Origin of the sequence: Corynebacterium sp. NML180780 (genome assembly GCF_007786415.1) — a bacterium.
GTDB lineage: Bacteria > Actinomycetota > Actinomycetes > Mycobacteriales > Mycobacteriaceae > Corynebacterium > Corynebacterium gottingense.
Genome location: NZ_VNKN01000003.1, coordinates 23,872 through 46,304, shown reverse-complemented (window position 1 = coordinate 46,304; position 22,433 = coordinate 23,872). Strand labels below are relative to the sequence as shown.

General features: G+C 66.8%; 21 protein-coding genes. 13 read left to right on the top strand and 8 right to left on the bottom strand.

What is annotated here, in order from left to right:
- Positions 1-57: 57 nt before the first annotated feature.
- On the bottom strand, positions 58-747 hold the full coding sequence (locus FPP74_RS02430; RefSeq protein ID WP_095548277.1) for an amino acid-binding ACT domain protein: 690 nt from the start codon (positions 745-747) through the stop codon (positions 58-60).
- Between the two features lie 87 nt (positions 748-834).
- Here FPP74_RS02430 and FPP74_RS02425 point away from each other — a divergent pair, with 87 nt between their 5' ends.
- The 6 genes from FPP74_RS02425 to FPP74_RS02400 all read left to right on the top strand — a co-directional run bounded on the left by FPP74_RS02425 (position 835) and on the right by FPP74_RS02400 (position 6,953).
- Complete coding sequence (locus FPP74_RS02425) at positions 835-1,986, top strand: cytochrome P450 (RefSeq protein ID WP_144717048.1); 1,152 nt, start codon at positions 835-837, stop codon at positions 1,984-1,986.
- Between the two features lie 115 nt (positions 1,987-2,101).
- On the top strand, positions 2,102-2,404 hold the full coding sequence (gene gatC, locus FPP74_RS02420) for an Asp-tRNA(Asn)/Glu-tRNA(Gln) amidotransferase subunit GatC (RefSeq protein WP_095276076.1): 303 nt from the start codon (positions 2,102-2,104) through the stop codon (positions 2,402-2,404).
- Positions 2,405-3,916, top strand: a complete 1,512-nt coding sequence (gatA, locus tag FPP74_RS02415; RefSeq protein WP_144717047.1) for an Asp-tRNA(Asn)/Glu-tRNA(Gln) amidotransferase subunit GatA — start codon at positions 2,405-2,407, stop codon at positions 3,914-3,916.
- A 45-nt stretch (positions 3,917-3,961) separates the two neighbouring features.
- Entirely contained in the window at positions 3,962-5,308 is a 1,347-nt protein-coding gene (locus tag FPP74_RS02410; RefSeq protein ID WP_255456039.1) for an MFS transporter, read from the top strand.
- Positions 5,309-5,378: 70 nt separating this feature from the next.
- Positions 5,379-6,410 (top strand): 6-phosphofructokinase, encoded by a 1,032-nt coding sequence (locus FPP74_RS02405; RefSeq protein WP_144717046.1) that lies wholly within the window; start codon positions 5,379-5,381, stop codon positions 6,408-6,410.
- Complete coding sequence (locus tag FPP74_RS02400) at positions 6,411-6,953, top strand: mismatch-specific DNA-glycosylase (RefSeq protein WP_144717045.1); 543 nt, start codon at positions 6,411-6,413, stop codon at positions 6,951-6,953.
- On the opposite strand, the gene FPP74_RS02395 is transcribed toward FPP74_RS02400, so the two are convergent.
- Together FPP74_RS02395 and FPP74_RS02390 are read right to left on the bottom strand one after the other, a co-directional pair.
- On the bottom strand, positions 6,893-7,714 hold the full coding sequence (locus FPP74_RS02395; RefSeq protein WP_095548280.1) for a PrsW family intramembrane metalloprotease: 822 nt from the start codon (positions 7,712-7,714) through the stop codon (positions 6,893-6,895). The two genes, FPP74_RS02400 and FPP74_RS02395, sit on opposite strands and share 61 nt — an antisense overlap.
- A complete protein-coding gene (locus FPP74_RS02390) occupies positions 7,711-8,244 on the bottom strand; it encodes a hypothetical protein (RefSeq protein WP_133064835.1) in 534 nt (177 codons plus the stop codon). The genes FPP74_RS02395 and FPP74_RS02390 overlap by 4 nt, the downstream gene beginning before the upstream one ends.
- Before the next feature lie 85 nt (positions 8,245-8,329).
- Between FPP74_RS02390 and gatB the strand changes: the two genes are divergently transcribed.
- Positions 8,330-9,829: an Asp-tRNA(Asn)/Glu-tRNA(Gln) amidotransferase subunit GatB gene (gene gatB / locus FPP74_RS02385; protein ID WP_095276239.1), complete on the top strand. Its 1,500-nt coding sequence runs from the start codon at positions 8,330-8,332 to the stop codon at positions 9,827-9,829.
- 85 nt (positions 9,830-9,914) lie between these two features.
- Here gatB and FPP74_RS02380 read toward each other — a convergent pair whose 3' ends face one another.
- Positions 9,915-11,369 (bottom strand): hypothetical protein, encoded by a 1,455-nt coding sequence (locus FPP74_RS02380; protein WP_095535026.1) that lies wholly within the window; start codon positions 11,367-11,369, stop codon positions 9,915-9,917.
- Positions 11,370-11,677: 308 nt separating this feature from the next.
- On the opposite strand from FPP74_RS02380, the gene FPP74_RS02375 reads away from it, so the two are divergent.
- Positions 11,678-12,160 carry a GNAT family N-acetyltransferase gene (locus FPP74_RS02375; RefSeq protein WP_095276089.1) on the top strand — a complete coding sequence of 161 codons (483 nt, stop codon included), beginning with the start codon at positions 11,678-11,680 and terminating at the stop codon, positions 12,158-12,160.
- Here FPP74_RS02375 and FPP74_RS02370 read toward each other — a convergent pair.
- Positions 12,157-13,218: a glutathione S-transferase C-terminal domain-containing protein gene (locus tag FPP74_RS02370; RefSeq protein WP_095553065.1), complete on the bottom strand. Its 1,062-nt coding sequence runs from the start codon at positions 13,216-13,218 to the stop codon at positions 12,157-12,159. The genes FPP74_RS02375 and FPP74_RS02370 overlap by 4 nt on opposite strands.
- A gap of 105 nt (positions 13,219-13,323) precedes the next feature.
- Between FPP74_RS02370 and FPP74_RS02365 the strand changes: the two genes are divergently transcribed.
- Positions 13,324-14,100 carry a DoxX family protein gene (locus tag FPP74_RS02365; RefSeq protein ID WP_144717044.1) on the top strand — a complete coding sequence of 259 codons (777 nt, stop codon included), beginning with the start codon at positions 13,324-13,326 and terminating at the stop codon, positions 14,098-14,100.
- Here FPP74_RS02365 and ilvD read toward each other — a convergent pair.
- Together ilvD and FPP74_RS02355 are read right to left on the bottom strand one after the other, a co-directional pair.
- Positions 14,097-15,935 (bottom strand): dihydroxy-acid dehydratase, encoded by a 1,839-nt coding sequence (gene ilvD, locus FPP74_RS02360; RefSeq protein WP_144717043.1) that lies wholly within the window; start codon positions 15,933-15,935, stop codon positions 14,097-14,099. The two genes, FPP74_RS02365 and ilvD, sit on opposite strands and share 4 nt — an antisense overlap.
- Before the next feature lie 62 nt (positions 15,936-15,997).
- Positions 15,998-16,516, bottom strand: a complete 519-nt coding sequence (locus tag FPP74_RS02355; protein WP_095553062.1) for a PH domain-containing protein — start codon at positions 16,514-16,516, stop codon at positions 15,998-16,000.
- 464 nt (positions 16,517-16,980) lie between these two features.
- Between FPP74_RS02355 and FPP74_RS02340 the strand changes: the two genes are divergently transcribed.
- From FPP74_RS02340 to FPP74_RS02325, 4 genes are all read left to right on the top strand, one after another.
- Positions 16,981-17,307, top strand: a complete 327-nt coding sequence (locus FPP74_RS02340; protein ID WP_144717042.1) for a heavy-metal-associated domain-containing protein — start codon at positions 16,981-16,983, stop codon at positions 17,305-17,307.
- A 52-nt stretch (positions 17,308-17,359) separates the two neighbouring features.
- Positions 17,360-19,594 carry a copper-translocating P-type ATPase gene (locus tag FPP74_RS02335; RefSeq protein ID WP_144717041.1) on the top strand — a complete coding sequence of 745 codons (2,235 nt, stop codon included), beginning with the start codon at positions 17,360-17,362 and terminating at the stop codon, positions 19,592-19,594.
- Positions 19,595-19,643: 49 nt separating this feature from the next.
- Positions 19,644-20,330, top strand: coding sequence for a DUF305 domain-containing protein (locus tag FPP74_RS02330; RefSeq protein WP_144717040.1), 687 nt, complete (start codon positions 19,644-19,646; stop codon positions 20,328-20,330).
- 180 nt (positions 20,331-20,510) lie between these two features.
- On the top strand, positions 20,511-20,756 hold the full coding sequence (locus FPP74_RS02325; protein ID WP_144717039.1) for a hypothetical protein: 246 nt from the start codon (positions 20,511-20,513) through the stop codon (positions 20,754-20,756).
- A 304-nt stretch (positions 20,757-21,060) separates the two neighbouring features.
- Here FPP74_RS02325 and FPP74_RS02320 read toward each other — a convergent pair whose 3' ends face one another.
- Positions 21,061-22,419, bottom strand: coding sequence for a mechanosensitive ion channel family protein (locus FPP74_RS02320; protein WP_144717038.1), 1,359 nt, complete (start codon positions 22,417-22,419; stop codon positions 21,061-21,063).
- Positions 22,420-22,433: the final 14 nt, after the last annotated feature.

Sequence of the window (22,433 nt, the reverse complement as noted above, 5' to 3'; positions counted from 1 at the left end):
TAGAATTCCAAAAATCTAGAAAGTTGTAAAGGGGGCGCGGTGGCGTCGATAAGCGAACTAGCTCAGGATCGCCCCGATGATGCTGCCTAGGTCGCCGATTTGCGAGACCTCGGAGGCCAAGAAGTCCGGCCCGCCGACGCGGCCGACCACCAGGACCAACTCGGTGCCGGGCAGGCGGGTGATGGACAGGGCGGTGTCGAGCAGCCACCATGACTCGGGGACCCAGGTGTCCGCGTCGGGCAGGAGGATGCGCGCGGCGTCCACGTCCTGCATTGTGGGGTGAGAGCCGTCGTCCTCCGGCGCCGCCTGCGACGCGGCGACGCGGTCCAGTCCGTGGTCGGTCGCTCGCAGCACCACCGCCCAGGACGAGGTCATCGACCGCGGAATCGCGCCCACCAGTTCCTCCATCGCGCGCTGCTCGTCGCCGGACGCCGCGACGATGCGCTGCAGCATCTGGATCTGGCCGCGGCGATCCACGCGCCCCGTGAACGGGCGGATCGAATCCACCTCCGCGCCCTCCACCGAGGCCGCGGCAGTAATCAGCGTGTCCACCATCGTGCCGGTGGGGAGCTCGACGACAATGTCGTCGGTCACGTGGCCGCTCGCCGAATCCCCCGTTTTGCCTGCGGCAACGCTGTCCACGATGTCCACGGATTGGATATTTGCGTCGACCATGCCGAACGCCGCGGCCAGCTCGCCAAGGCTGCCCGGGACATCAGGGAGAGAGACGCGAATAAGGTAAGACATGCACCTAGTTATATCAGTCAGCCCGTACAACTGACCGTGAAAACGGTGATAGGCTGGTGAATCTTTACGCAGAAAGGACCATGCACCGTGCACGCACGCGAGCTTCCAGACGCCCCCACCGCCAACACCGAACCACGCTCGTACGGCGACGCGCACCTCAGCCGCGGGGAGCGCATCGTGCGCAGCGGTAACGAGGTCGTCGTGCTCGGCAACACCCAGGCCCGCGCCGTGGCGGAGGACCCCGCCCGCTTCTCGTCCGCGGTCTCGCGCTTCATGCAGCTGCCCAACGGCCTCGATGGGGAGGAGCACGAGCGCTTCCGAGCGCTTATCGACGCCTACCTCACCCCCGACGCACTCACCCCCTACGCCCCGGCGTTTCGGGAGGCCGCGCGCAGCGTCGTCGCCGACGTGCAGGGGGCGCAGTTGGACGCTGACGGGGGAGAGGTGGACGCGGTGGCCACGATCGGCGCTCGCTACGCCGTGCGCGCTATGCTCGCGTGGCTGGGCTGGCCCGCAGACATGGAGGACCGCCTGGTCGACTGGGTCGCGGAGAACAACGCCGCCACCCGCTCGGGCCAGCTCGAGCGCACCGCCGCGGTGGCGGAGGCGTTCGACGCCATGATCCACGAGGCCGTCGACGCCGCGAAGGAGTCGCAGACTGCGAAGGCTGCAGACGCCGCCGGCCAGCCGAGCGTGACCCTGCAGCTGCTCAACGACACGAGCATCGGCCGCCACTTCGAATTCGACGAGCTGGTCTCCGTCCTGCGCAACTGGACCGCGGGCGACCTGAGCTCGATGGCCTACTGCGTCGGCGTCCTGCTCTACGCGCTGGGCAACGACGCGGCGCTGCAGGACCGCCTGCGCAGCGGAGTGTCCGAGCGCGAGTTCACCGCGATCGCCGACGAGGTCCTGCGCCAGGACTCGCCCTTTGTGAGCAACCGGCGCGTGACCACCTGCCCTGTGGACCTCGACGGCGTCGAGCTCGACGAGGGGCAGCGCGTGCGGATCCACTGGACCGCCGCGAACCGGGACCCGGAACACCCGAGCAACCTGGTGTGGGGAGCCGGCCCCCACGCCTGCCCGGGCAAGTACCTGTCCATGCTAGAGCTGCGGTGCCTCACCGAGGAGTTGCTGCGGGCATTTAGCGTGGGCGAGGTCGCCGCGGACGCGGGACGCCGCGAGCAGTTCCCGGTCGGCGGGTGGGCGAGCCTGCCCGTCACGCTGAACCCGCGGCGCTAGCGTGGCGCGGGCGGTGCTCGTTAGCAAGCGAGGGCCGTGACGTAAGATGAGGGTCGGTTTACTGACCTTGTTGGATAACGTTAGATAACTCAAGCACGAAAAGATTGGAACCGTTTTGGCTGAGATTTCACGCGAGGAGGTCGCCCGCATCGCCCGGCTCGCCCGCGTTGCGCTGCAGGACGACGAGCTCGATCAGATTTCGCAACAGCTCGACCAGATCGTTGACGCTGTCTCGAAGGTGCAGAGCGTGGACACCGAGGGCGTTGAGCCGATGAGTCACCCGCACTCCATCGAGGCAGGCATGCGACCGGACGTTGAGAAGAAGACACTGACGCAGGCGCAGGCGCTGGACCAGGCGCCGGAGGTGGAAGACGACCGCTTCGTCGTGCCGCAGATCCTCGGGGAGGGAGACGAGTAAATGAGCGAGAACACCAGCTTCACCATGCCCAGCGACGGCCTCATCGCCACGCCCGCCCACGAGCTGGCGCGCATGATCCAGGCCGGCGAGGTCACCTCCCGCGAGGTCACCCAGGCGTTTTTGGACCGGATCGCCGAAACCGACGAGACCCTCGGCGCGTTCCTGCACGTGGGCGCGGACGAGGCGCTCACCGCGGCAGACGCCGTGGACGCGCAGGTCAAGGCGGGGGAGGAGCCCGCGTCTCCGCTCGCCGGCGTGCCGCTGGCGCTGAAGGACCTGCTCGTGACCACCGACGCGCCGACGACCGCCGCGTCGAAGATGCTTGAGGGCTACATGAGCCCGTATGACGCGACCGTCGTGAAGCACTTGCGCGAGGCCGGCATCCCGATCCTGGGCAAGACGAACCTGGACGAGTTCGCCATGGGCTCCTCGACCGAGAACTCCGCCTACAAGGTCACCCGCAACCCGCACGACACCGAGCGCGTGCCGGGCGGCTCCGGCGGCGGCACCGCGGCGGCGCTCGCGGCGGGCCAGGCGCCGCTGGGTATCGGCACGGACACGGGCGGCTCGATCCGCCAGCCGGCGTCGCTGACCGGCACCGTCGGCGTGAAGCCGACCTACGGCGGCGTCTCCCGCTACGGCGTCGTAGCCTGCGCGTCCTCGCTAGACCAGGTCGGCCCCTGTGCCAACAACGTGCTGGACACCGCGCTGCTGCACGAGATCATCGGCGGCCACGACGAGTTCGACGCGACCAGCGTGGACCGCCCGGTGGCACCGCTTGCGGACGCCGCACGCGAAGGCGCCAGCGGCGACCTCACCGGGGTCAAGGTGGGCAAGGTCAAGCAGTTCCAGCGCCCCGGCACCCAGGACGGGGTCAACGCGCGCATCGACGCCGCCTTTGCCCAGCTCGAGGCCCAGGGCGCGGAGATCGTGGAGGTGGACTGCCCGCACTTCGACGACGTGATGGGCGCCTATTACATCATCCAGATGTCCGAAATGTCCTCCAACCTCGCGCGCTTCGACGGCATGCGCTACGGCCTGCGCGAGGGCGACGACGGCGAGCACTCCGCCGAGCAGGTCATGGCCGCCTCCCGCGGCGCCGGCTTCGGCTCCGAGGTCAAGCGCCGCATCATCCTCGGCACCTACGCCCTGTCGGTGGGCTACTACGACGCCTACTACCTGCAGGCGCAGCGCGTGCGCACCCTGATTGCGCAGGACTTCGCCCGAGCATTCGAGCTTTGCGACGTCATCGCGGCCCCCGCCGTGCCGTCCACCGCCTTCAAGCTCGGCGAAAAGGTCGACGACCCGCTGGCCATGTACAACTTCGACCTGTTCACCCTGCCGCTGAACCTCGCCGGCCTGCCGGGCATGTCCGTGCCCGCCGGCAAGGCGGACGACACGGGTCTGCCGGTCGGCCTGCAGCTCATCGCCCCGGCGTTCGAGGACGCGCGCCTCTACCGCGTCGGCGCCGCCTACGAGACCGGCCGCGACGGCCGCGACGCAGACAAGTAGCGCGTCGCCCATCCCAACCCCCGAGACCCTGAGAGGACCCCTTTCGTGACAACTTCTGTGACGTCGGCGGGGCGCTCGGTGGCACCCCACTCTGGCCCCAACCCCTGGGTGACGCTCGCGGCGCTCGCCGCGGGCTACTTCCTCATCCTTGTGGACCAAGGCCTTATGCCGGTGATCACCCCGCGGCTGCCCTACGAGGTCGGCGACGCGGTCTGGCTCACCAGCGTTTACCTGCTGTGCACCGTCGTGCCCATGCCGGTGACCGGGCGGCTTGGTGACAAGTACGGGCAACGCCCCGTCTTCCTTACCGGCCTGAGCATCTACGTCGCGGCGCTCGCGATCGCCGCGGGCTCCTCGCACCTGTGGGGGCTCGTCCTCGCGCGCGCCATCCAGGGTGTCGGCTCCGCGATTTTCCTCCCGCAGGCTTTCGGGATGATCAACCGCGTCTTCCCGCAGCACAAGCGCGGCCGCGCGTTCGCCGCGTGGGGCGTCATCGGTTCCATCGCCTCGCTCACCGGCCCGGTGGTCGGTGGCGCGATCATCGACGCCGGCGGGTGGCGCGCCGGATTCATCGCCCAAGCTGTCCTGGGCGTCGTCGCGCTGTGCGCGGCGTTCGCGTGGGTGCCGCGGCTGCCGTCGTCGCCCGCGCAGATAGACCTGGCGTCGGTCGCGCTCTCCTTCGCCGGCCTGGGTTTGCTCATCTACGGCATTCAGTACGGCAACGTGGTCGCCATCGTGCTCGGCCTGTGCGGCGTCGCGCTCATCATCTGGCGCGGCGTGAGCGGGCGCGACCACGGGTTCCTGCCCGTCGGGCTGTTCCGCGACAGCAGCTTCGCCCTGGGCACCCTCGGGGTCGCCGCCCTGGGCTTCACGGCAGCGTCGATGTTCATCCCGATGATGTACTGGCTGCAAACCGTCATGGAGGTGTCGTCGGCACGCGCGGGCCTGCTCACCGCCCCGATGTCTATCGTCGCGCTCGTGCTCACGCCGGTGGCCGGCGTGCTGTCGGACAAGATGCGCCCCAAGGTGCTGTGCGTGTTCGGCTTCGGCACGATGAGCATCGCTCTGCTCGCCACGTACGCCGTCGTGCGCACCGGTGCGAACCCGCTCTGGGTCGCGCTGCTCGCCGCGGTCTTCGGCGTGGGCAGCGCGTTCACGTGGGCGCCGAATGCCACGACCACGATGCGCTCGGTGCCCGAGGAGGACTCGGGCGCGGCCTCCGGGCTGTACAACACGTTGCGCCAGGTGGGCAGCGTGCTCGGCGTAGCGCTCGTCGGCGCCGTGCTCGTCTCCGGCGACATCGCAGTGTCGGTGCGCTGGGCTGTGCTCATCCCGCTCGCGGCGATGCTCATCGGTGCGGTCAGCTCGTTTTTCCTCAAGAGCGACCGCTAATTCGCTTTTCGACGCCCACGCCACCAGCTCGGTCGGCCAGCTTCCTGGCAAACGCGCTAAGGTGGCAGTTATGCGACTTGCGACACTAACTTCCGGCGGCGACTGCCCAGGGCTCAACGCCGTCATCCGTGGAATTGTCCGCACTGCCAGCGCCGAGTACGGCTCGACCGTCGTCGGCTACCAGGACGGTTGGGTCGGCCTCATGGAGGATCGCCGCGTCGACCTGTACGACGACGCGTTCATCGACTCGATCCTGCTGCGCGGCGGCACGATCCTGGGCACCGGCCGCCTGCACCCGGACAAGTTCAAAGCCGGGATTGACACCATCAAGGAAAACCTGGCCGACGCGGAGATCGACGCGCTGATTGCCATCGGCGGCGAGGGCACCCTGAAGGGCGCGAAGTGGCTGGCGGACAACGGCATCCCCGTTGTGGGCGTGCCGAAGACCATTGATAACGACGTCGCGGCAACCGACTACACCTTCGGCTTCGACACCGCCGTCTCCGTCGCCACCGACGCGATCGACCGCCTGCACACCACCGCAGAATCGCACAACCGCATCCTTATCGTCGAGGTGATGGGCCGCCACGTCGGCTGGATCGCGCTGCACGCCGGCATGGCCGGCGGCGCGCACTACACTGTGATCCCCGAGGAGCCGTTTGACATCGCCGAGATCTGCAAGGCGATGGAGCGCCGCTTCCAGATGGGCGAGAAGTACGGCATTGTCGTCGTCGCAGAGGGCGCCACCCCGAAGGAAGGCACCATGGACGGCAGCCTGGGCGAGGAGGACGAGTTCGGCCACGTCACGTTCAACGGCATGGGCCAGATCGTCGCTGACGAGATCAAGAAGCGCCTGGGCTACGACGTGCGCACCACGGTGCTGGGCCACATCCAGCGCGGCGGTACGCCCACCGCGTACGACCGCGTCCTGGCTACCCGCTACGGCGTCCACGCGGCGCGCGCGGCGCACGAGGGCAACTTTGACACCTGCGTGGCGCTGCACGGCGAGGACATCGACCTCGTCCCGCTGGAGAACGCGGTTGCGCACCTGAAGAGCGTGCCGGAGCACCGCTACACTACGGCGAAGGCGATGTTTGGCTAGATGCGGGATCGGATCCCGGACCCCTGCCGCCTGCTGGTGGTGGGGATTAACCCCGGTCGGCTGACGGAAGAGGTCGACGCCCCGTTCGCCCACCCCGGAAACCGGTTCTGGCCCGCGCTCGAGCGCGCCGGCATCACGCCGTACCGGGTGCACGCCGAGCGAGGGCTCGCAGATGAAGACGCCGCCATGCTCGCCGGAATGGGCATCGGTTTTACCAACTTTGTTGACCGCATGACGCCGCGAGCCTCAGCACTGACGCGCGAGGAGCTCGTTGCGGGTGGCGACAAAGTACGCGCGTGCGTCGCGCGGCATCGGCCTGACGTGGTCATGGTCGTGGGCATCGGGACTTTTCGCGACGCCTACCGTGCTCCGAAAGCCAAGCGCGGACTGCAGCCCGAACGCCTTGCCGGGGTGCCCGTCTGGGTGGTGGGCAACCCGAGCGGGCTCAACGCCCACGAAACAGTGGACAGTCTGGCCGAGAGCTACCGCGAAGTGTGGGACTCAGTCGCCGCGTCGGCGCCGACTGCCCGTGAGCGTCGGTAGCACCAAACCAGCAAGCACCAGCTGGCCGCAACGGTGACCAGCATCGCGATGAGTCCCGCGGCCCCGGGGAGCTCTGACGACGCGTTGAATGCGCCGTGGACGCACACCGCGAGGAGGAACCAGCCAGCGACGCGCTGCAGCCTCCACGACAGCGAGCGGTCGGTCCGGCACAGCAACGCGCCAAGGCCCCACGCGGCGAGCCCCGTGTACAGTGCGTGGGCGAACGGCGACATGATGAGCCGTACCGCATAGGTCAACGTGCCGTCGGCGAAATCAGACTCCAGGTCGGTCGCGGCGGCGATTGCGGCAAACGACATGGTTTCTGCGATAAAGAAGCCGGCTCCGACGGCCATGCCGACGACCGCCACCTCGATCCGGCGGGACACCGGCGCGAACGCAGACACGGCGGCAAGCACCAGCAGCAGCTTCGCCGTTTCTTCCGGGAACGGCGAAATGGCGTAGAAGACCACGCTCGGCAGGCTCGCCGCAGCCTCCTGGAATGCGGAGTTGACCGGGCCCATGGGGCCGGTGAGCGCCATGCCCGCGACTACGGCTGCGGGGAGGCACCAGCGCGAATCCGGGCGGCCGGGGTGGCGGCGCAGCAACACCCATGCGATGAGCAGCAGCGCGAGGACAATTGCCACCGAAATCCCGGCGAACACGGGGCGCCACGGGATCTGCGCGTAGCTGTAGCCGGCGTAGGCCAGCAGGGTGGTAAAGATCAGTCCGACGAGTACCTGGGGGAGGCGGAAGCCACTCACTGGCGCATCGCCTCCTCCGCGGCGAGCCGGGAAATGAGGTCGACGCCATCGCCACCGCTCGCGCTGAAGTAGGTGGTGGTGTCGCCGCGTTGGACGGAAGCGGCAGCGATGTCACCGCGCTGGCCCACCGCGACGTGGGGAGCGGGGTGGGCGATGTCGTCCGGGCGGAGGTCCTCGCCGCTGGTCATCTGCCAGAAGTAGCGTGTGAGGGCCGCGGGCGCCTCGCCGTCGGCGGGGGAGAGCTCGACGCGGGCGCTCGCCTTCACGTCGTTGGCGCAGTCCCACGTCCACATGCCGCCGACGCCGGTGTCGTCCTGCGCCGGGCGGTTCTCGGTGCGCGGGCAGACGAGTGGGGTGCCGTGGGCGTCGACAAGCGTGACACTGCCTGCGGAAACCGGTTCTGCCTGCGGGGCGGGGGTGCTCACCACGGCGCGGGCGGCGAATGGTGCCGCGAGTACGAGGAGGCCAACGAGCACTACGATCACCACGCCCGTTCTGGTTGGGGAATCTGAGAAATCGGGGTAACGCACGGCGACGATGATAAGGAAGCGTATGTTCGCTCGCAATGGTGCACTGGCGGGGAGAACGTGCGCGGGGATTAGTAGAATGGGGCGCATGACTGCCTACGACTTGATGGATTACGACGAAGTACTGGAAAAGTACGACCCCGTGATGGGGCTCGAGGTGCACGTGGAGCTGGCCACGGAGACGAAAATGTTCTCCACCGCCTCCGCGCACTTCGGCGCTGAACCCAACACCAATATTGACCCGGTTTCGCTCGGCCTGCCGGGCGCGCTGCCCGTGGTCAACGCGAAGGGCGTCGAGTGGGCGATCAAGATCGGCCTGGCGCTCAACTGCGAGATCGCGGAGAGCTCCCGCTTCGCGCGCAAGAACTACTTCTACCCGGACCAGCCGAAGAACTACCAGATCTCGCAGTACGACGAGCCGATCGCGCACGACGGCTACCTCGACGTGCAGTTGGAGGACGGCACCGAGTGGCGCGTGGAGATCGAGCGCGCCCACATGGAGGAGGACACCGGCAAGCTCACACACCTCGGCTCCTCGTCCGGCCGCATCACGGGCGCGACCGCCTCGCTGGTGGACTGCAACCGCGCCGGCATCCCGCTCATTGAGATCGTGACCAAACCGATCATTGGTGCCGGCGAGCGCGCCCCCGAGGTGGCCAAGGCGTACGTTGGGGCGCTCCGCGAGCTGGTCAAGGCCCTCGGCGTGTCCGACGCGCGCATGGACCAGGGCTCGATGCGCTGCGACGCCAACCTGTCCCTGCGCCCCATCGGCCAGGAGAAGTTCGGCACGCGCACCGAGACGAAGAACATCAACTCGCTGAAGTCCGTCGAACAGGCGGTGCGCTTCGAGATGCAGCGCCAGGCCCAGGTGCTTGACGACGGCGGCGAGATCGTCCAAGAAACCCGCCACTACCAAGAGAAGGACGGCTCCACCTCCAAGGGGCGCCCGAAGGAGGAAGCGAGCGAGTACCGCTACTTCAACGACCCGGACCTGCCGCCGGTGATTGCGAAGCCGGAGTGGGTCGAGGAGATCCGCCAGACGCTGCCGGAGCTGCCGTGGGTGCGCCGCGCGCGCATCCAGGAGGAATGGCAGCTGCCGGAGAAGGAGTTCCGCGACCTGGTCAACGCCGGTGCGCTCGACCTGGTGGTGGACACCGTCGAGGCCGGCACGACGCCGGACGAGGCCCGCGCCTGGTGGGTCTCCTACATCCAGGCGAAGGCGAACGAGGCGGGCAAGGACCTCGACGCGATCGGCGTCGCCCCCGCCGACGTCGCGCGTGTGGTTGAGCTGGTCAAGGAAGGCAAGCTGACCACCAAGCTCGGCCGCCAGGCGATCGACGGCGTCATCGCCGGCGAGGGCACCGTGGACGAGGTGGTCGCTGCCCGCGGCCTCGAGGTCGTGCGCGACGACGGCGCCATCGAGAAGGCGATCGACGACGCGCTGGCTGCGAACCCGGACATCGTGGAGAAGTACCGCGCGGGCAACAAGAAGGTCACCGGCGCGATCGTGGGCGCTGTCATGAAGGCCACCCAGGGCAAGGCTGACCCGGGCGAGGTCAACAAGATGATCGCCGCGAAGCTCGCCTAGGCGCAGTTCGCGCTTCACGACGAAAGGCGCTCCCGGTCTTGGACCAGGAGCGCCTTTTTGCGTGCGCGGGGGCGTCGAGAAGCTGCTACTTCACCGCGGTGCTGCCGCCCGGGGTGTCGTCGTTGCCCTTAACGCCGTTGGGCGAGTTCGGGTCGACGGCGGGGAAGCTCCCAGTCTCGTAGACCTCCTTGTAGGCGTCCCAGTCGATGCCGTCGCCGTCGGACTCCGGCGCGCCCTCGTAGTCGTCGTGATCCGGGTCGAGGGAGGGGGCGTCCTCGAGGTTGAACTTGTTCTCCTCGTCAGCGTCGAGGTTGGCCGCGACCTCCTCCTGGACAGAGTGCCACAGGTCGGAGTCCTCGACGTGGGACTCGGAGGCGAGCCGCTCCACTTCCTTGCGCTCCTTGGCGGTCAGCTCGTCCTCGGACGGGTCGAGCGCGGTCTCGGCGAGCTCAGCGAGACGCTCGCGGCGGCTGGTCTCCTCCTTGATGTTGTCGCGGTCGTTGAACCAGCCGACGATGATGGCGATGGTCAGGATGATGCCCAGGTAGCCGATCGCCGGGTACACCCAGCTGATCAGGTCAGCGAAGCCGACGAAGGACAGCAGGAAGCCGATGCCGACCACGATGAAGTACACCATGCGGAAGCGCTCCGGGTGCTTGTTGGTCAAGCGGCGGGCCATGGCGTAGAACATGCCGACGGCGGTGTTGTAGATCATCATGTAGATGATGATGGAGACGATGACGCCGACAACCGGGTGCATCGAGTCAAACACGGCGAGCAGCGGCATGTCCTTGCCCGCGACTTTGTCCATGTTGAAGAACAGGATGAAGTTCAGGATGACCAGCATGATGGCGAAGATGAGGCCGCCGAGCAGGCCGCCGACGCCGGCGGTGCGCGGGTTCATCTGCGAGCCGGCGATGACCAGCATCATGGACACCGCCATGATGTTGACGAGGGTGCCGTAGTTGACGGCGGAGAGCAGCCAGTTGTTAAACACGCCGTCGGCGGGGGACTGCTGCAGGGCGATGTCGTTCATCGCGTGCAGGCTGTCGGGCATGTGCATGATGGTGATGCCAAACGCCACGAAAACGGCGATGATGAGGAACGGCGTGATGACGGAGATGACCTGCGTGATGCGGTCCACGTCGAGGAAGCCGGAGAGGACGAGCAGGACCGTCATGATGGTCGCGCCGATCCACGGGGCGAAGCCGAACTGCTGGTTCAGGTTGGAGCCGGCGCCGGCGACCATGACAAAGCCGAACGCGAAGAGGCTGAACATGGTGGCGTAGTCCATGTACTTGGACACGATCGGGCTGGACACGCGGTTGAACACCACGGAGTGGTCGTCGGCAAGGTAGTACGAGCCGAGCTGGAAGATGGTGGTGCCGACGACGAAGATGATGATGCCGGAGATCACGGCACCGACGATGCCGATGTAGCCGAAGGCGAGGAAGTACTGGATGACTTCCTGGCCGGAGGCGAAGCCGGCGCCGACGAGCAGGCCGACGAGCGCCATGGCCACCTGAATTGTCTGTTTCATGGAATGATCCTAGAAAAATAGTCGTACGATAAAAATGAACCGGGGCGATATTAACAAAGCACGCTCGCCCCCGCGAATGGCCATTTTGCGTGTGTACGGGCATTTTTCGCTTCTCGACGCCACCACCCACCCCAAGAAACGCCAGCGTATCGCCCCGCACGCGCGCTCAGCGTGCGCACAGCGCTGCCTCGGCCGTGGGATCGTTTCGCACAGTAAAACGTGACCTTCTCGTGACATTATGGGCGCAGCCGGGTCGTTGGTGTCTCCCAATTCTGGAATCCGCCCGCTCTCGCCTAAGCTAACGACCCATGACGACAATCCGCCAGGCCACCGACGCCGATGCTGCCGCCATCTACGCCATGATCAACGAGCTCGCGCTCTACGAGAAGGAGCCCGACGCGGTGACGTCGACCGAGCAGGACGTCCGCGACCACCTCTTCGGCGAGAACCCGAGTGTGTTCGCGCTGGTGGCGGACAACGACGGCGAACTCGAGGGGATGGCCCTGTGGTTCTTGAGCTATTCCACCTGGGAGGGCCGCCACGGCATCTGGCTGGAGGATCTCTACGTCCGCGAGGAGTGCCGCGGCAGGGGGATCGGCACGGCGCTGCTGCAGGAGCTTGCGCGCATCGCGGTCAAGAACGACTACCGCCGCGTCGAGTGGTCCGTGCTGAAGTGGAACACGCCGTCCATCGGCTTCTACAACGCGATGGGCGCCGACGATATGGGCGACTGGTCGACGATGCGCCTCGACGGGGCGGCGCTGCGCGTCCTCGGCGGCACGCGCGACTAGCGCTGGAACGGCGCGGGGTGCTTAACCTCCTCGCCGGCGCGGACGGGGCGCGGCGGGGTGACCCCGTCGGCGAAGGGGGAGCCGGGGAGGAGGTGGCGCTCGTGGGCGTCGATAAGCCAGCGCATGTCGGGGCCCGCGGGGACGACGCCGGTGGGGTTGATCTCCGCGTGGGTGATGTAATAGTGCTCCTTGATTTCTTGGAAGTCGGTGGTGTCGCCGAAGCCCGGGAGCTGGAAGAGCTCCTGGAGGTAACCGCGCAGGTTGGGCATCTCCGCGATGCGGTTGCGTGACGCCTTGAAGTGGCCGACGTAGACGGGGTCGAAGCGGACGAGGGTGGGGTAGAGGTAGACGTCGGCAAGCGTGATGTGCTCGCCCACGAGGAAGCGGTGCCGCGAGAGGTGGTCCTCCAGCCAGTCCATGTGCTCCCAGAGGTCGGCGTAGGCCTCCTCGTACGCGTCCTGCGAGCCGGAGAATCCTGCACGGTACACGCCGTTGTTGATGTGGCGGTAGACGCGGTCCGCGCCCTCGTCGATCTCGGCGCGCAGCTCGCGCGGGTAGAGGTCGGGGGCGCCGTCGCGGTGGTGGGCCGCCCAGGCGTCCTGGAAATCGACGGGGATGCGGCGGAAGTCGTTCGTGACCGCGGCGCGCGTTTGCTTCTCGACGATCACCGGCACCGTAATCCCACGCGGATAGCCCGGGAAACGCGCCTCATACGCGCCTTTGAGGAAGTGCAGGCCCGTCTCGGGGTCCTTGCCGTCCGGGTCGAGGTCGAAGGTCCACGAGCGGGCGTCATGGGTCGGGCCCGCCAGGCCGAGTGAGATGGCGTCTTCGAGGCCGAGGAGGCGGCGGACGATGATCGCGCGGTGCGCCCATGGGCAGGCGCGCGCCGCCATGAGCCGGTAGCGGCCCGGCTCGATGGGCCAGGCGCAGGTGCCGTCGTCGGCGGGCTGCGGGGCGCTGCCCGGGGCGAGGTCGGCGCTGAAGGAGTCGGCGATGTAGGTGGTGTCGCGGACAAACTCGCCGTCCGGGGACGCGTTGCGTGCTGGGTTGGAGCTCATAGACTCGAGTATCCACGCGAGACAGTGACGTGTCAACCAAGTTTTGCGGGGGCGCGCCGAGGAGATTGCCAGCGGCCGTGGGGCGCGTGGCATAGATTTACAGGCATGGACAAGAAGAACGCACGCGACGTCACTCCTGATGATTTCGATCCGCTCGACGGCCTGCCGTACGCGCCGCTCGGCAATGAGGACACTGCCGGGAGTACGGCGGTGGGGGCGTCGACAAGCGAACAGCCCGCGACACTGACCGGCAAGGCTGCACCGACCGAGGTGTTCCCCGAATCACCGACCGAGACCGTACACCTCGACCCGACCCCAGCCGTGGCCGAACCGGAGCCGGTGCGCGTCGAGGAGCCGCGGGCGAAGCGCGGCACCATTGACTTTGGGCTGCTGCTGCTGCGCCTCCTGCTCGGCGGCTGGCTCATCGTCGCGTCCGTGACCACGCTCTTCCGCCTCGGCGGCTCCGACGGCATCTCCGAGCTGCGTGACGCGTTTGGCGACTACGCGTACGGCGACGGCCTGGCCATCGTGGTGCCGATCCTGCAGCTCGCCGCCGGCGTCTTCCTCGTGCTCGGGCTGCTCTCGCCGATCGCGTCGATGGTGGCGGTCGCCGTGACCGGGTTCATGGCGGTGCACGGCATCGTCGACGCCACCGACTCTTGGAACGTCTTCGCCTGGGGTGCCGAGGCGTGGCTGCCGATCATCCTGTTCGGCCTGGCACTGGGCCTGCAATTCACCGGTCCGGGCTTCTACGGGGTGGACGCCACCCGTTCGTGGGCGCGCCGCCCCATCGCGTGGAGCTGGATCTGCGCGCTGCTCGGCGTGGTCGCCGCCGGGCTGATCTGGTGGTTCGGCACCGACGTGAACCCGCTCGCGAACTAATCCACCTGGCGGACCGCGCCCTTGTCGGCGCTGGTCGCCATCTTTGCGTAGGCGCGCAGCGCCTTCGACACCTCTCGGACGCGGTTCGGCGTCCAGGGGCGCTCTGAGGCCTCCATCGCTTCTCGACGCTTCCGCAACTCCTCCTCCGGCACGTCCAGCTTCAGCTCGCGGTTCGCCACCGAAATGGCGATGGTGTCGCCGTTCTCGATCAGGCCGATCAGCCCGCCGTGCGCAGCCTCGGGGGAGATGTGGCCGATGGACAGGCCGGAAGTGCCGCCGGAGAAGCGGCCGTCGGTGATCAGCGCGCACTTTTTCCCCAGGCCAGCGCCCTTGAGGAAGGACGTCGGGTGCAGCATCTCCTGCATACCCGGGCCGCCCGACGGGCCCTCGTAGCGGATCACGACGACCTCGCCCTCGAGCACCTCGCGGTTCAGAATCATTGATACCGCCTGCTCCTGCGAGTCGACCACGCGAGCCGGGCCGGTGAACTCCCAGAGCCCTTCCTCGACGCCCGCGGTCTTGAGGATCGCGCCGTCCGGGGCCAGGTTGCCGCGCAGGACGACCAGGCCGCCGTCGGAGGTGATGGGGTGCTCCAGGTCGTGGATCACGCCGTTGGCGGAGTCGGTGTCAAGGCAGTCCCAGCGGGCCGACTGCGAGAACGCCTCGGTGGTGCGGTTGCCGCCCGGGGCTGCGTGGTAGAGCTCGACGGCCTCGTCGAGCGGGTGGTCGCCGCGAATGTCCCAGTCGCCGAGCCATTCGGTGAGGGAGTTGTAGGCGACCGAGTGGACGTCGTCAAGCAACAGGCCCCCGCGGTGCAGCTCGCCGAGGATGGCGGGGATGCCGCCGGCGCGGTGCACATCCTCGACGTGCGCCTCGCCGTTCGGCGCGACCTTGGACAGGCAGGGGATGACGTGCGAGAGCTCGTCGATGTCGGTGAGGTCGAAGTCAACCTCGCCCTCCTGCGCGGCGGCGAGGATGTGCAGGATCGTGTTGGTCGAGCCGCCCATCGCCATATCCAGGGCCATCGCGTTGCGGAACGCGTGCTTCGTAGCGATGTTGCGGGGCAGGACGCGCTCGTCGCCGTTGCCGTAGTAGCGCTTGCACATCTCGACGATCATCTCGCCGGCCTTGGTGAACAGGTCGCGGCGGGCGGTGTGGGTGGCCAGCGTCGTGCCGTTGCCCGGCAGCGAGAGGCCGAGGGCCTCGGTGAGGCAGTTCATGGAGTTCGCGGTAAACATGCCGGAGCAGGAACCGCAGGTGGGGCAGGCACCGTTGGCGATGTCGTCGAGCTGCTCGTCGGAGACCGCGTCGTTGGCGGAGAGCGCGATGGCGTCGATGAGATCCGACTTCGGCTTGGTCACACCGTCGACCGCGAACGCCTTGCCGGCCTCCATCGGGCCGCCGGAGACGAAAACCGCGGGGATGTTCAGGCGCATCGCGGCGTTGAGCATGCCCGGGGTGATCTTGTCGCAGTTGGAAATGCATACCATCGCGTCGGCGGTGTGCGCGTTGACCATGTACTCCACCGAGTCCGAGATGATCTCACGGCTTGGCAGGGAGTACAGCATGCCCGAGTGGCCCATCGCGATGCCGTCGTCGACGGCGATCGTGTTGAACTCCTTCGGCACGCCGCCCGCCTTGCGCACCGCGTCAGCGACGATGTCGCCGACGTGCTTGAGGTGCACGTGGCCCGGCACGAACTGCGTGTACGAGTTGACGATCGCGACGATCGGCTTACCAAACTCGCTTTCCTCCGTGCCAGTTGCGCGCCAGAGGGCGCGGGCACCGGCGGCTTGGCGGCCAACAGTGGTCACGCGCGAGCGAAGGGGAATCACGAAAAGCTCCTTACGACGAGGGCTGGGGTGGGGGCACGGGGGCGTCGATAAGCGAGAGGGCGCTAGCTCGGACGCGGGCCCGGCGTATCAGGGTGAGACTTAAGGTACTCCTCATACTCTTCGCGCGACAGCAGAACGTGGTGGTTGTCCTTGTCGATGATCTCGTACTTGCCGTCCGCAGCCTCCTGCGCGCCCGTGATCACGTCCGTTATTCGTCCGCGCGACGCCTCCGCGAGCTCCGGCAGTGAATTAAAAGTCACGCCGGGCATGGGGTACTCCTTGCCGGACGTGGTTGTCGCCATCGCGCGCGCCCCCTTGAAACCAATGCCTTCGAGCTCGTCCCACGCAATGCGCGTGTTCGGGCGCACGACATAACGCAGCGCGATGCCACGCTCATCGACAGTGGTTGAAGACGAAAGCACCCAGATAATCCACGCGATCGGGAACAGCAACAGCCACCCCAACGCCAACGGGGCCCACGAAATGCCGATCAACGCGATACCAATCATGAGGACAATACCAATGATGTGCTCGCGAGACGGACGAAAAACCTTCGGCTGATGATCAGACTGCTCAGTCATGCACAACATGCTAGTCGGCGCGAGGCTGGACGCGGCGATTGGTGCGCGGGTGCGTAGACGTGCGCGCGACACTGAGTGAACACAAAGACACTGTATGCGGGCATGCTGATTGGCGCCAGGGTCACTGGCGCTGTGGAGTGGTGTGGGGCCGGCGCTAGCTGCCAGGCGGGTCCGCAGCGATACGAAACGGTGGGTCGTAGATCGAGGGATAGCTCACCGCGTTGTCGAGTTTGAAGTCCTGGGCGAACGGCGGCACTCTCACCGCCACCTCCCCCGGAACCGGTCGCGGACCGGTGTTTGCTCTCCGCCTCCCGATGTCCCCTCCCGACAGTGAGGAGGCTGCGCGGTGACCACACCCTGCCCCGCGTGAGAGCCGTGCCCTCCACTCCTTGAAAATATACCCCCGGGGGGTATACGCTAGAGCGCGGCTTCGCCGCACCCCACCGAACCGAAGGAGCTTTCCCATGATCACCTCCCCGCCCCGCCTCTTGCCGATGGCCTCCCACGGCTGCAGCTGTTGCGGACCTGCCTCACGTGCCGACACCGCCTCCAGCCCTGCCATCAGCGACTCGTCAGCAGGAGGGTCTACCCCTAGCTACCAGGTCACCGGCCTGACCTGCGGGCACTGCGCGAAAAGGGTGACCCAGGCCCTTCAGGCCCTCCCCCAGGTCGACGACGTCCAGATTGATCTCGCTGCTGGTGGAGTTTCCACCGTCACGGTCACCGGTGTCGTACCTCCGGAGATGGTTCGCCGGGCCATCGAGGACGCCGGCTACACCGTCTTATCCTGATCAGTTTTACCCGTCATCTCGACCCCGACCGGGTTGAGTGGAAAGGAACGTCATGAGCACTCCCCACCATTCCGGCGATCACCATGGTGATCACCCCGCTCCGGAAACAGACCACACCTACCACCCGGATCACGCCAGCCACGAACACCACGCAGATGCAGACACCCACGGCCAGGCGATGCCCCACGATCACCTGCATTCCGCCATGGACGAAGACCACCACGTTCATGGTCACGGCGAACACGCCGGACACAGCACCGCAATGTTTCGGGACCGCTTCTGGTGGTCGCTGATTCTGTCCATTCCCGTCGTTATTTTCAGCCCCATGGTCGCCAACCTGCTCGGCTACCACCTCCCGGCATTCCCCGGATCCACCTGGATCCCCCCGGTGCTGGGCACGATCATCTTCGTCTACGGCGGAACGCCTTTCCTCAAGGGCGGATGGAAAGAACTGAAATCCCGCCAACCCGGGATGATGCTCCTGATCGCCATGGCCATCACCGTGGCGTTTGTCGCCTCCTGGGTCACCACTCTGGGGCTGGGCGGTTTTGAGCTGGACTTCTGGTGGGAGCTGGCCCTGCTGGTGACCATCATGCTGCTGGGCCACTGGCTGGAGATGTCCGCTCTCGGGGCCGCGTCCTCCGCGCTTGACGCGCTGGCTGCCCTGCTGCCGGATGAGGCCGAGAAAGTCATCGACGGGACCACCCGCACCGTGGCCATCTCCGAGCTGGTCGTCGATGACGTCGTGCTGGTGAGGGCCGGTGCCCGGGTGCCGGCCGACGGAACCATCATCGACGGAGCCGCCGAATTCGATGAGGCGATGATCACCGGCGAATCCCGTCCCGTCTTCCGCGACACCGGTGACAAGGTGGTCGCCGGTACCGTGGCCACCGACAACACCGTCCGCATCCGGGTGGAGGCTACCGGCGGGGACACCGCCCTGGCCGGGATCCAACGCATGGTTGCCGACGCCCAGGAGTCCTCCTCCCGGGCCCAGGCCCTGGCGGATCGGGCGGCGGCGTTGTTGTTCTGGTTCGCGCTGATCTCCGCTCTGATCACCGCGGTGGTGTGGACCATTATCGGCAGCCCGGACGATGCCGTGGTGCGCACGGTCACGGTGCTGGTCATCGCCTGCCCGCATGCCCTGGGCCTGGCGATTCCGCTGGTCATTGCGATCTCCAGCGAGCGAGCCGCGAAATCCGGGGTGCTCATCAAAGACCGGATGACGCTCGAGCGGATGCACACCATCGACGTGGTGCTCTTCGACAAAACCGGCACCCTGACCGAGGGTGCGCACGCGGTCACCGGTGTCGCGGCAACTGTCGGCGTCACCGAGGGCGAGCTGCTGGCCCTGGCCGCCGCCGCGGAGGCCGACAGCGAGCACCCCGTGGCCCGCGCCATCGTGGCGGCCGCGGCCGCCCATCCCGAGGCCTCCCGTCGGCAAATGCGTGCAACCGGTTTCAGCGCCGCCTCCGGCCGGGGGGTCCGGGCCACTGTCGATGGCGCTGAGATCCTCGTGGGCGGGCCGAACATGCTGCGCGAGTTCAACCTCACCACCCCGGCCGAGCTCACCGACACCACCAGCGCCTGGACCGGGCGTGGGGCCGGCGTGCTCCATATTGTCCGCGACGGCCAGATCATCGGTGCGGTGGCCGTCGAGGACAAGATCCGCCCCGAATCCCGCGCCGCCGTGAAAGCCCTGCAGGACCGCGGGGTGAAGGTCGCGATGATCACCGGTGACGCCCAGCAGGTGGCCCAGGCGGTTGGCCAGGACCTGGGGATCGATGAGGTCTTCGCCGAGGTCCTGCCCCAGGACAAAGACACCAAGGTCATGCAGCTGCAGGACCGGGGTTTGAGCGTGGCCATGGTCGGTGACGGTGTCAATGACGCCCCCGCTCTGACCCGCGCGGAGGTCGGTATCGCCATCGGTGCCGGCACGGATGTGGCCATGGAATCTGCCGGGGTGGTGCTAGCCAGTGATGACCCGCGAGCAGTGCTGTCGATGATTGAGCTGTCCCAGGCCAGCTACCGCAAGATGATCCAGAACCTGATCTGGGCCTCTGGCTACAACATCCTCGCCGTGCCGCTGGCCGCCGGAGTGCTCGCCTCGATCGGGTTCGTGCTGTCCCCGGCCGTGGGCGCGATCTTGATGTCTGCCTCGACCATCGTGGTGGCCCTGAACGCCCAGCTGTTGCGCCGGATTGATCTGGACCCGGCCCACCTGGCTCCCACCGAGTCGAAGGAGGAACACACCACGCCTACTCCGAAATCCACCGCCGTCCACTGATCCACCACTTTTCTCCACTGACCCCATATGACCCTGAAAGGGCTCCACCATGAAGCGCACCCTTGTTCTTTCCGCTCTCGCCGTGGCCTCCACCCTGGCGCTGGCCGCCTGCGGTGAGGCCACCGAGTCTGGCAACACCGACGCCACCACCTCGGCCACCAGCACTGCAACGACTACCGCTGAGTCGACCAAGACCACCACGGCGACGACTGATGCGGACGGGGAGATCTCCGCCGATCACAACGACGCGGACATCATGTTTGCCCAGATGATGATCCCCCATCACCAGCAGGCCGTGGAGATGAGTGAGATGCTCCTGGCCAAGGAGGGTATCCCCGCCCAGGTCGTGGAGTTTGTCCAGGGGGTTATTGACGCCCAGGGACCGGAGATTGACCGGATGAACGCCATGCTCGAGGCCTGGGGCCAGCAGCCGGTCACCGACTCTGGGGGCATGGGGGCCAGTGACGAGATGGGTGGAATGGATCACGGCGAGATGGGTGGCATGAGCGGGATGATGAGCCAGGAGGACATGACAGCCCTTGAGGAAGCCCAGGGCACCGAGGCTGCCCGCCTCTACCTGGAGCAGATGACCGTCCACCACGAAGGTGCGGTCGACATGGCCCGTGACGAGGTTGCTGACGGCCAGAATCCCCATGCGATCACCCTGGCCGAACAAATTATCAACGACCAGGAGGCCGAGATCGCCCAGATGCAGCAGATGCTCACTGACCTATGACAGGTCCCGGTCTTTTTCTGATCCCGAGGACAGGAATCTGAAAAAGAGGGGTAACCGTGACGATTGCCACCTGCTGCGGGCGATGGGTCGTTGTCACCGCAGCGGGTGCACCGGGGCGGATGTTTCTTCTCCCTCTGGTCGCACCACTGAGGAAAGGGGAAAGCCCCTGGGTCCAGACCCTTGGAGAACTACGCATTATTGTCCGATACTCACACGGCCGTAAAACACCCCGGCCGCATCCACCAAGTGCTCGGCACGGTCCTGGTCTCACCCGCGAGAGGTGAGCGCATCAACGCTTACACCGGCGGCATCGGCAATCATGGAGATGCCGTTCCTGTCGGCGGTAACAAGTGCGTCAATGTGGTTCATGCCTCACACAATAACCGCAACACGCACCGCATGACCAGGGAAAACGGCAAAGTGTGAGAAGTATTCCAATATCGGTCCGAAATGGAACCGACACCCCTTTTACAACGTCTAATACAGTTTGGGCTTTTTCAGCGGAGGGTGGTCGTTTTAAGGCTCGGTGGAGAGCGTTGCGGACTCAGTGACCTGCGGGAGTGCAGACTCAGAGGCGTTCGGGCTCAGAAGTGCGTCGCTGCTTTGGGCGGTTTCGCCTGGGGTTGAGGTTTCCAAAGGGGTGTGGTCGGTGGACTGTTGGGTCTCAGTGGTGGGCTGGGCTGGGGAAGTAAACTCCGGTTCGGTTTGCTCGTAGGTTGGGGCGACGTCCTCAGCGTCCGGCACGGCCTCGGTCGTCTGCGCGGTGGTGCGGGCGGGAGGTGCGAGGAAGCCGCTGTTTGCCTCGCTTTCTTCGCCCGGTTGCACCATGAAGCCATGGGATGAGCAAGAGGATGCCGAAGATCGCCAGCAATACGAGGGTAGACATTCGCATGATGCCGTTGAGTACCCGTTGTGGCGAAGAGAAGAACCAGGTGCGGTGGTCGCTGCCTGTATCGGTGGTGGGTACGGTGCTGGCGGCGTCGTCGGTGCGCGCGTCGTCGCCGTGGGTAGCGAAGGAAGCGGAGCCAGACCGGGTGGGTGCTGCGGCCGGATCGTCTACTGGGTGCGGAGGGGTCGGGCTGTTCGTCGCTTCGGCGGAGGGCGACAAAGCTGGTGTTTCCGTCGCATCTGTCGCATCCAGCGCATCGGGTGGACGTACAGTCGAGGGTGCCTTGGGCGTGATGCCGCGGGAGTGATGCGTGGTTGGAGGGGTGACGGGGGCGTCGACAAGCGTGCCATCGAGCGTGGTAGCTGAGCCGTACTCGTTCCAGAACTCGTCGAGGATGGCGACGCGGATTGCGCGCTCGACCATCCACTGGGCCAGCGGGTCGACGCGCACGAGGAAGCGCATGTCCACGGTCCAGGGCGAGCCGACGGTGGCGGGCGGTGTGATGCCGACGGCGGGGTGGACCTGCAGCTCGTCGCGGACGGTGCCGGCAATTTCCGGCTGGGCGAGGGCGCGACGCGCGGCGCGTTCGGAGCGCGCGATGGCCTCGTCGGCAGAGCGGGAGCCGAGCAGCGGGACGGGGATGACCACCATCGCGTTGGACCAGTAGTTGGATTGGTTGATGCACACGCGGGCGGTGGAGTTGGGGATGGAGACTGTGGACTGTTCGATGGTGCGGATTTGGGTGGCGCGCATGGTGATCTGGATGACTTCGCCCTCGATGTCGACCCCGCTGCCTTGGAACGAGACGTAGTCGCCCACGCCGTACTGCTTTTCGGTGAGGATGAAGAAGCCGGCGAGGAAGTCCGCGATGATGCTCTGCGCGCCGAAGCCGACGGCGGCGGAGACGACGGTGGCGGGGATCGCGGCGCCGGCGAGCGAGAAGCCGATCTGTTGCAGCGCGAAGATGAGCAGGAGGAAGTAGGCGACGATTTCGCCGATGTAGACCGCCACGCCGACGAGGGCGAGTCGGCTCTTGCCCTCGTCCGCATCGGTCGTGCGCGTGACCTGGCGCTCGAAGTAGCGGTTAATAAACCGGCCGGCGCGCGGCACCAGCAGCGCGAGGACGAAGAGGAGGGCGAGGTTGATGCCGGTGTCGGCGATCCAGTGCCACCACTCGAGCAGAATATATGTGAACGGCATAGTCCGTTTGAGTT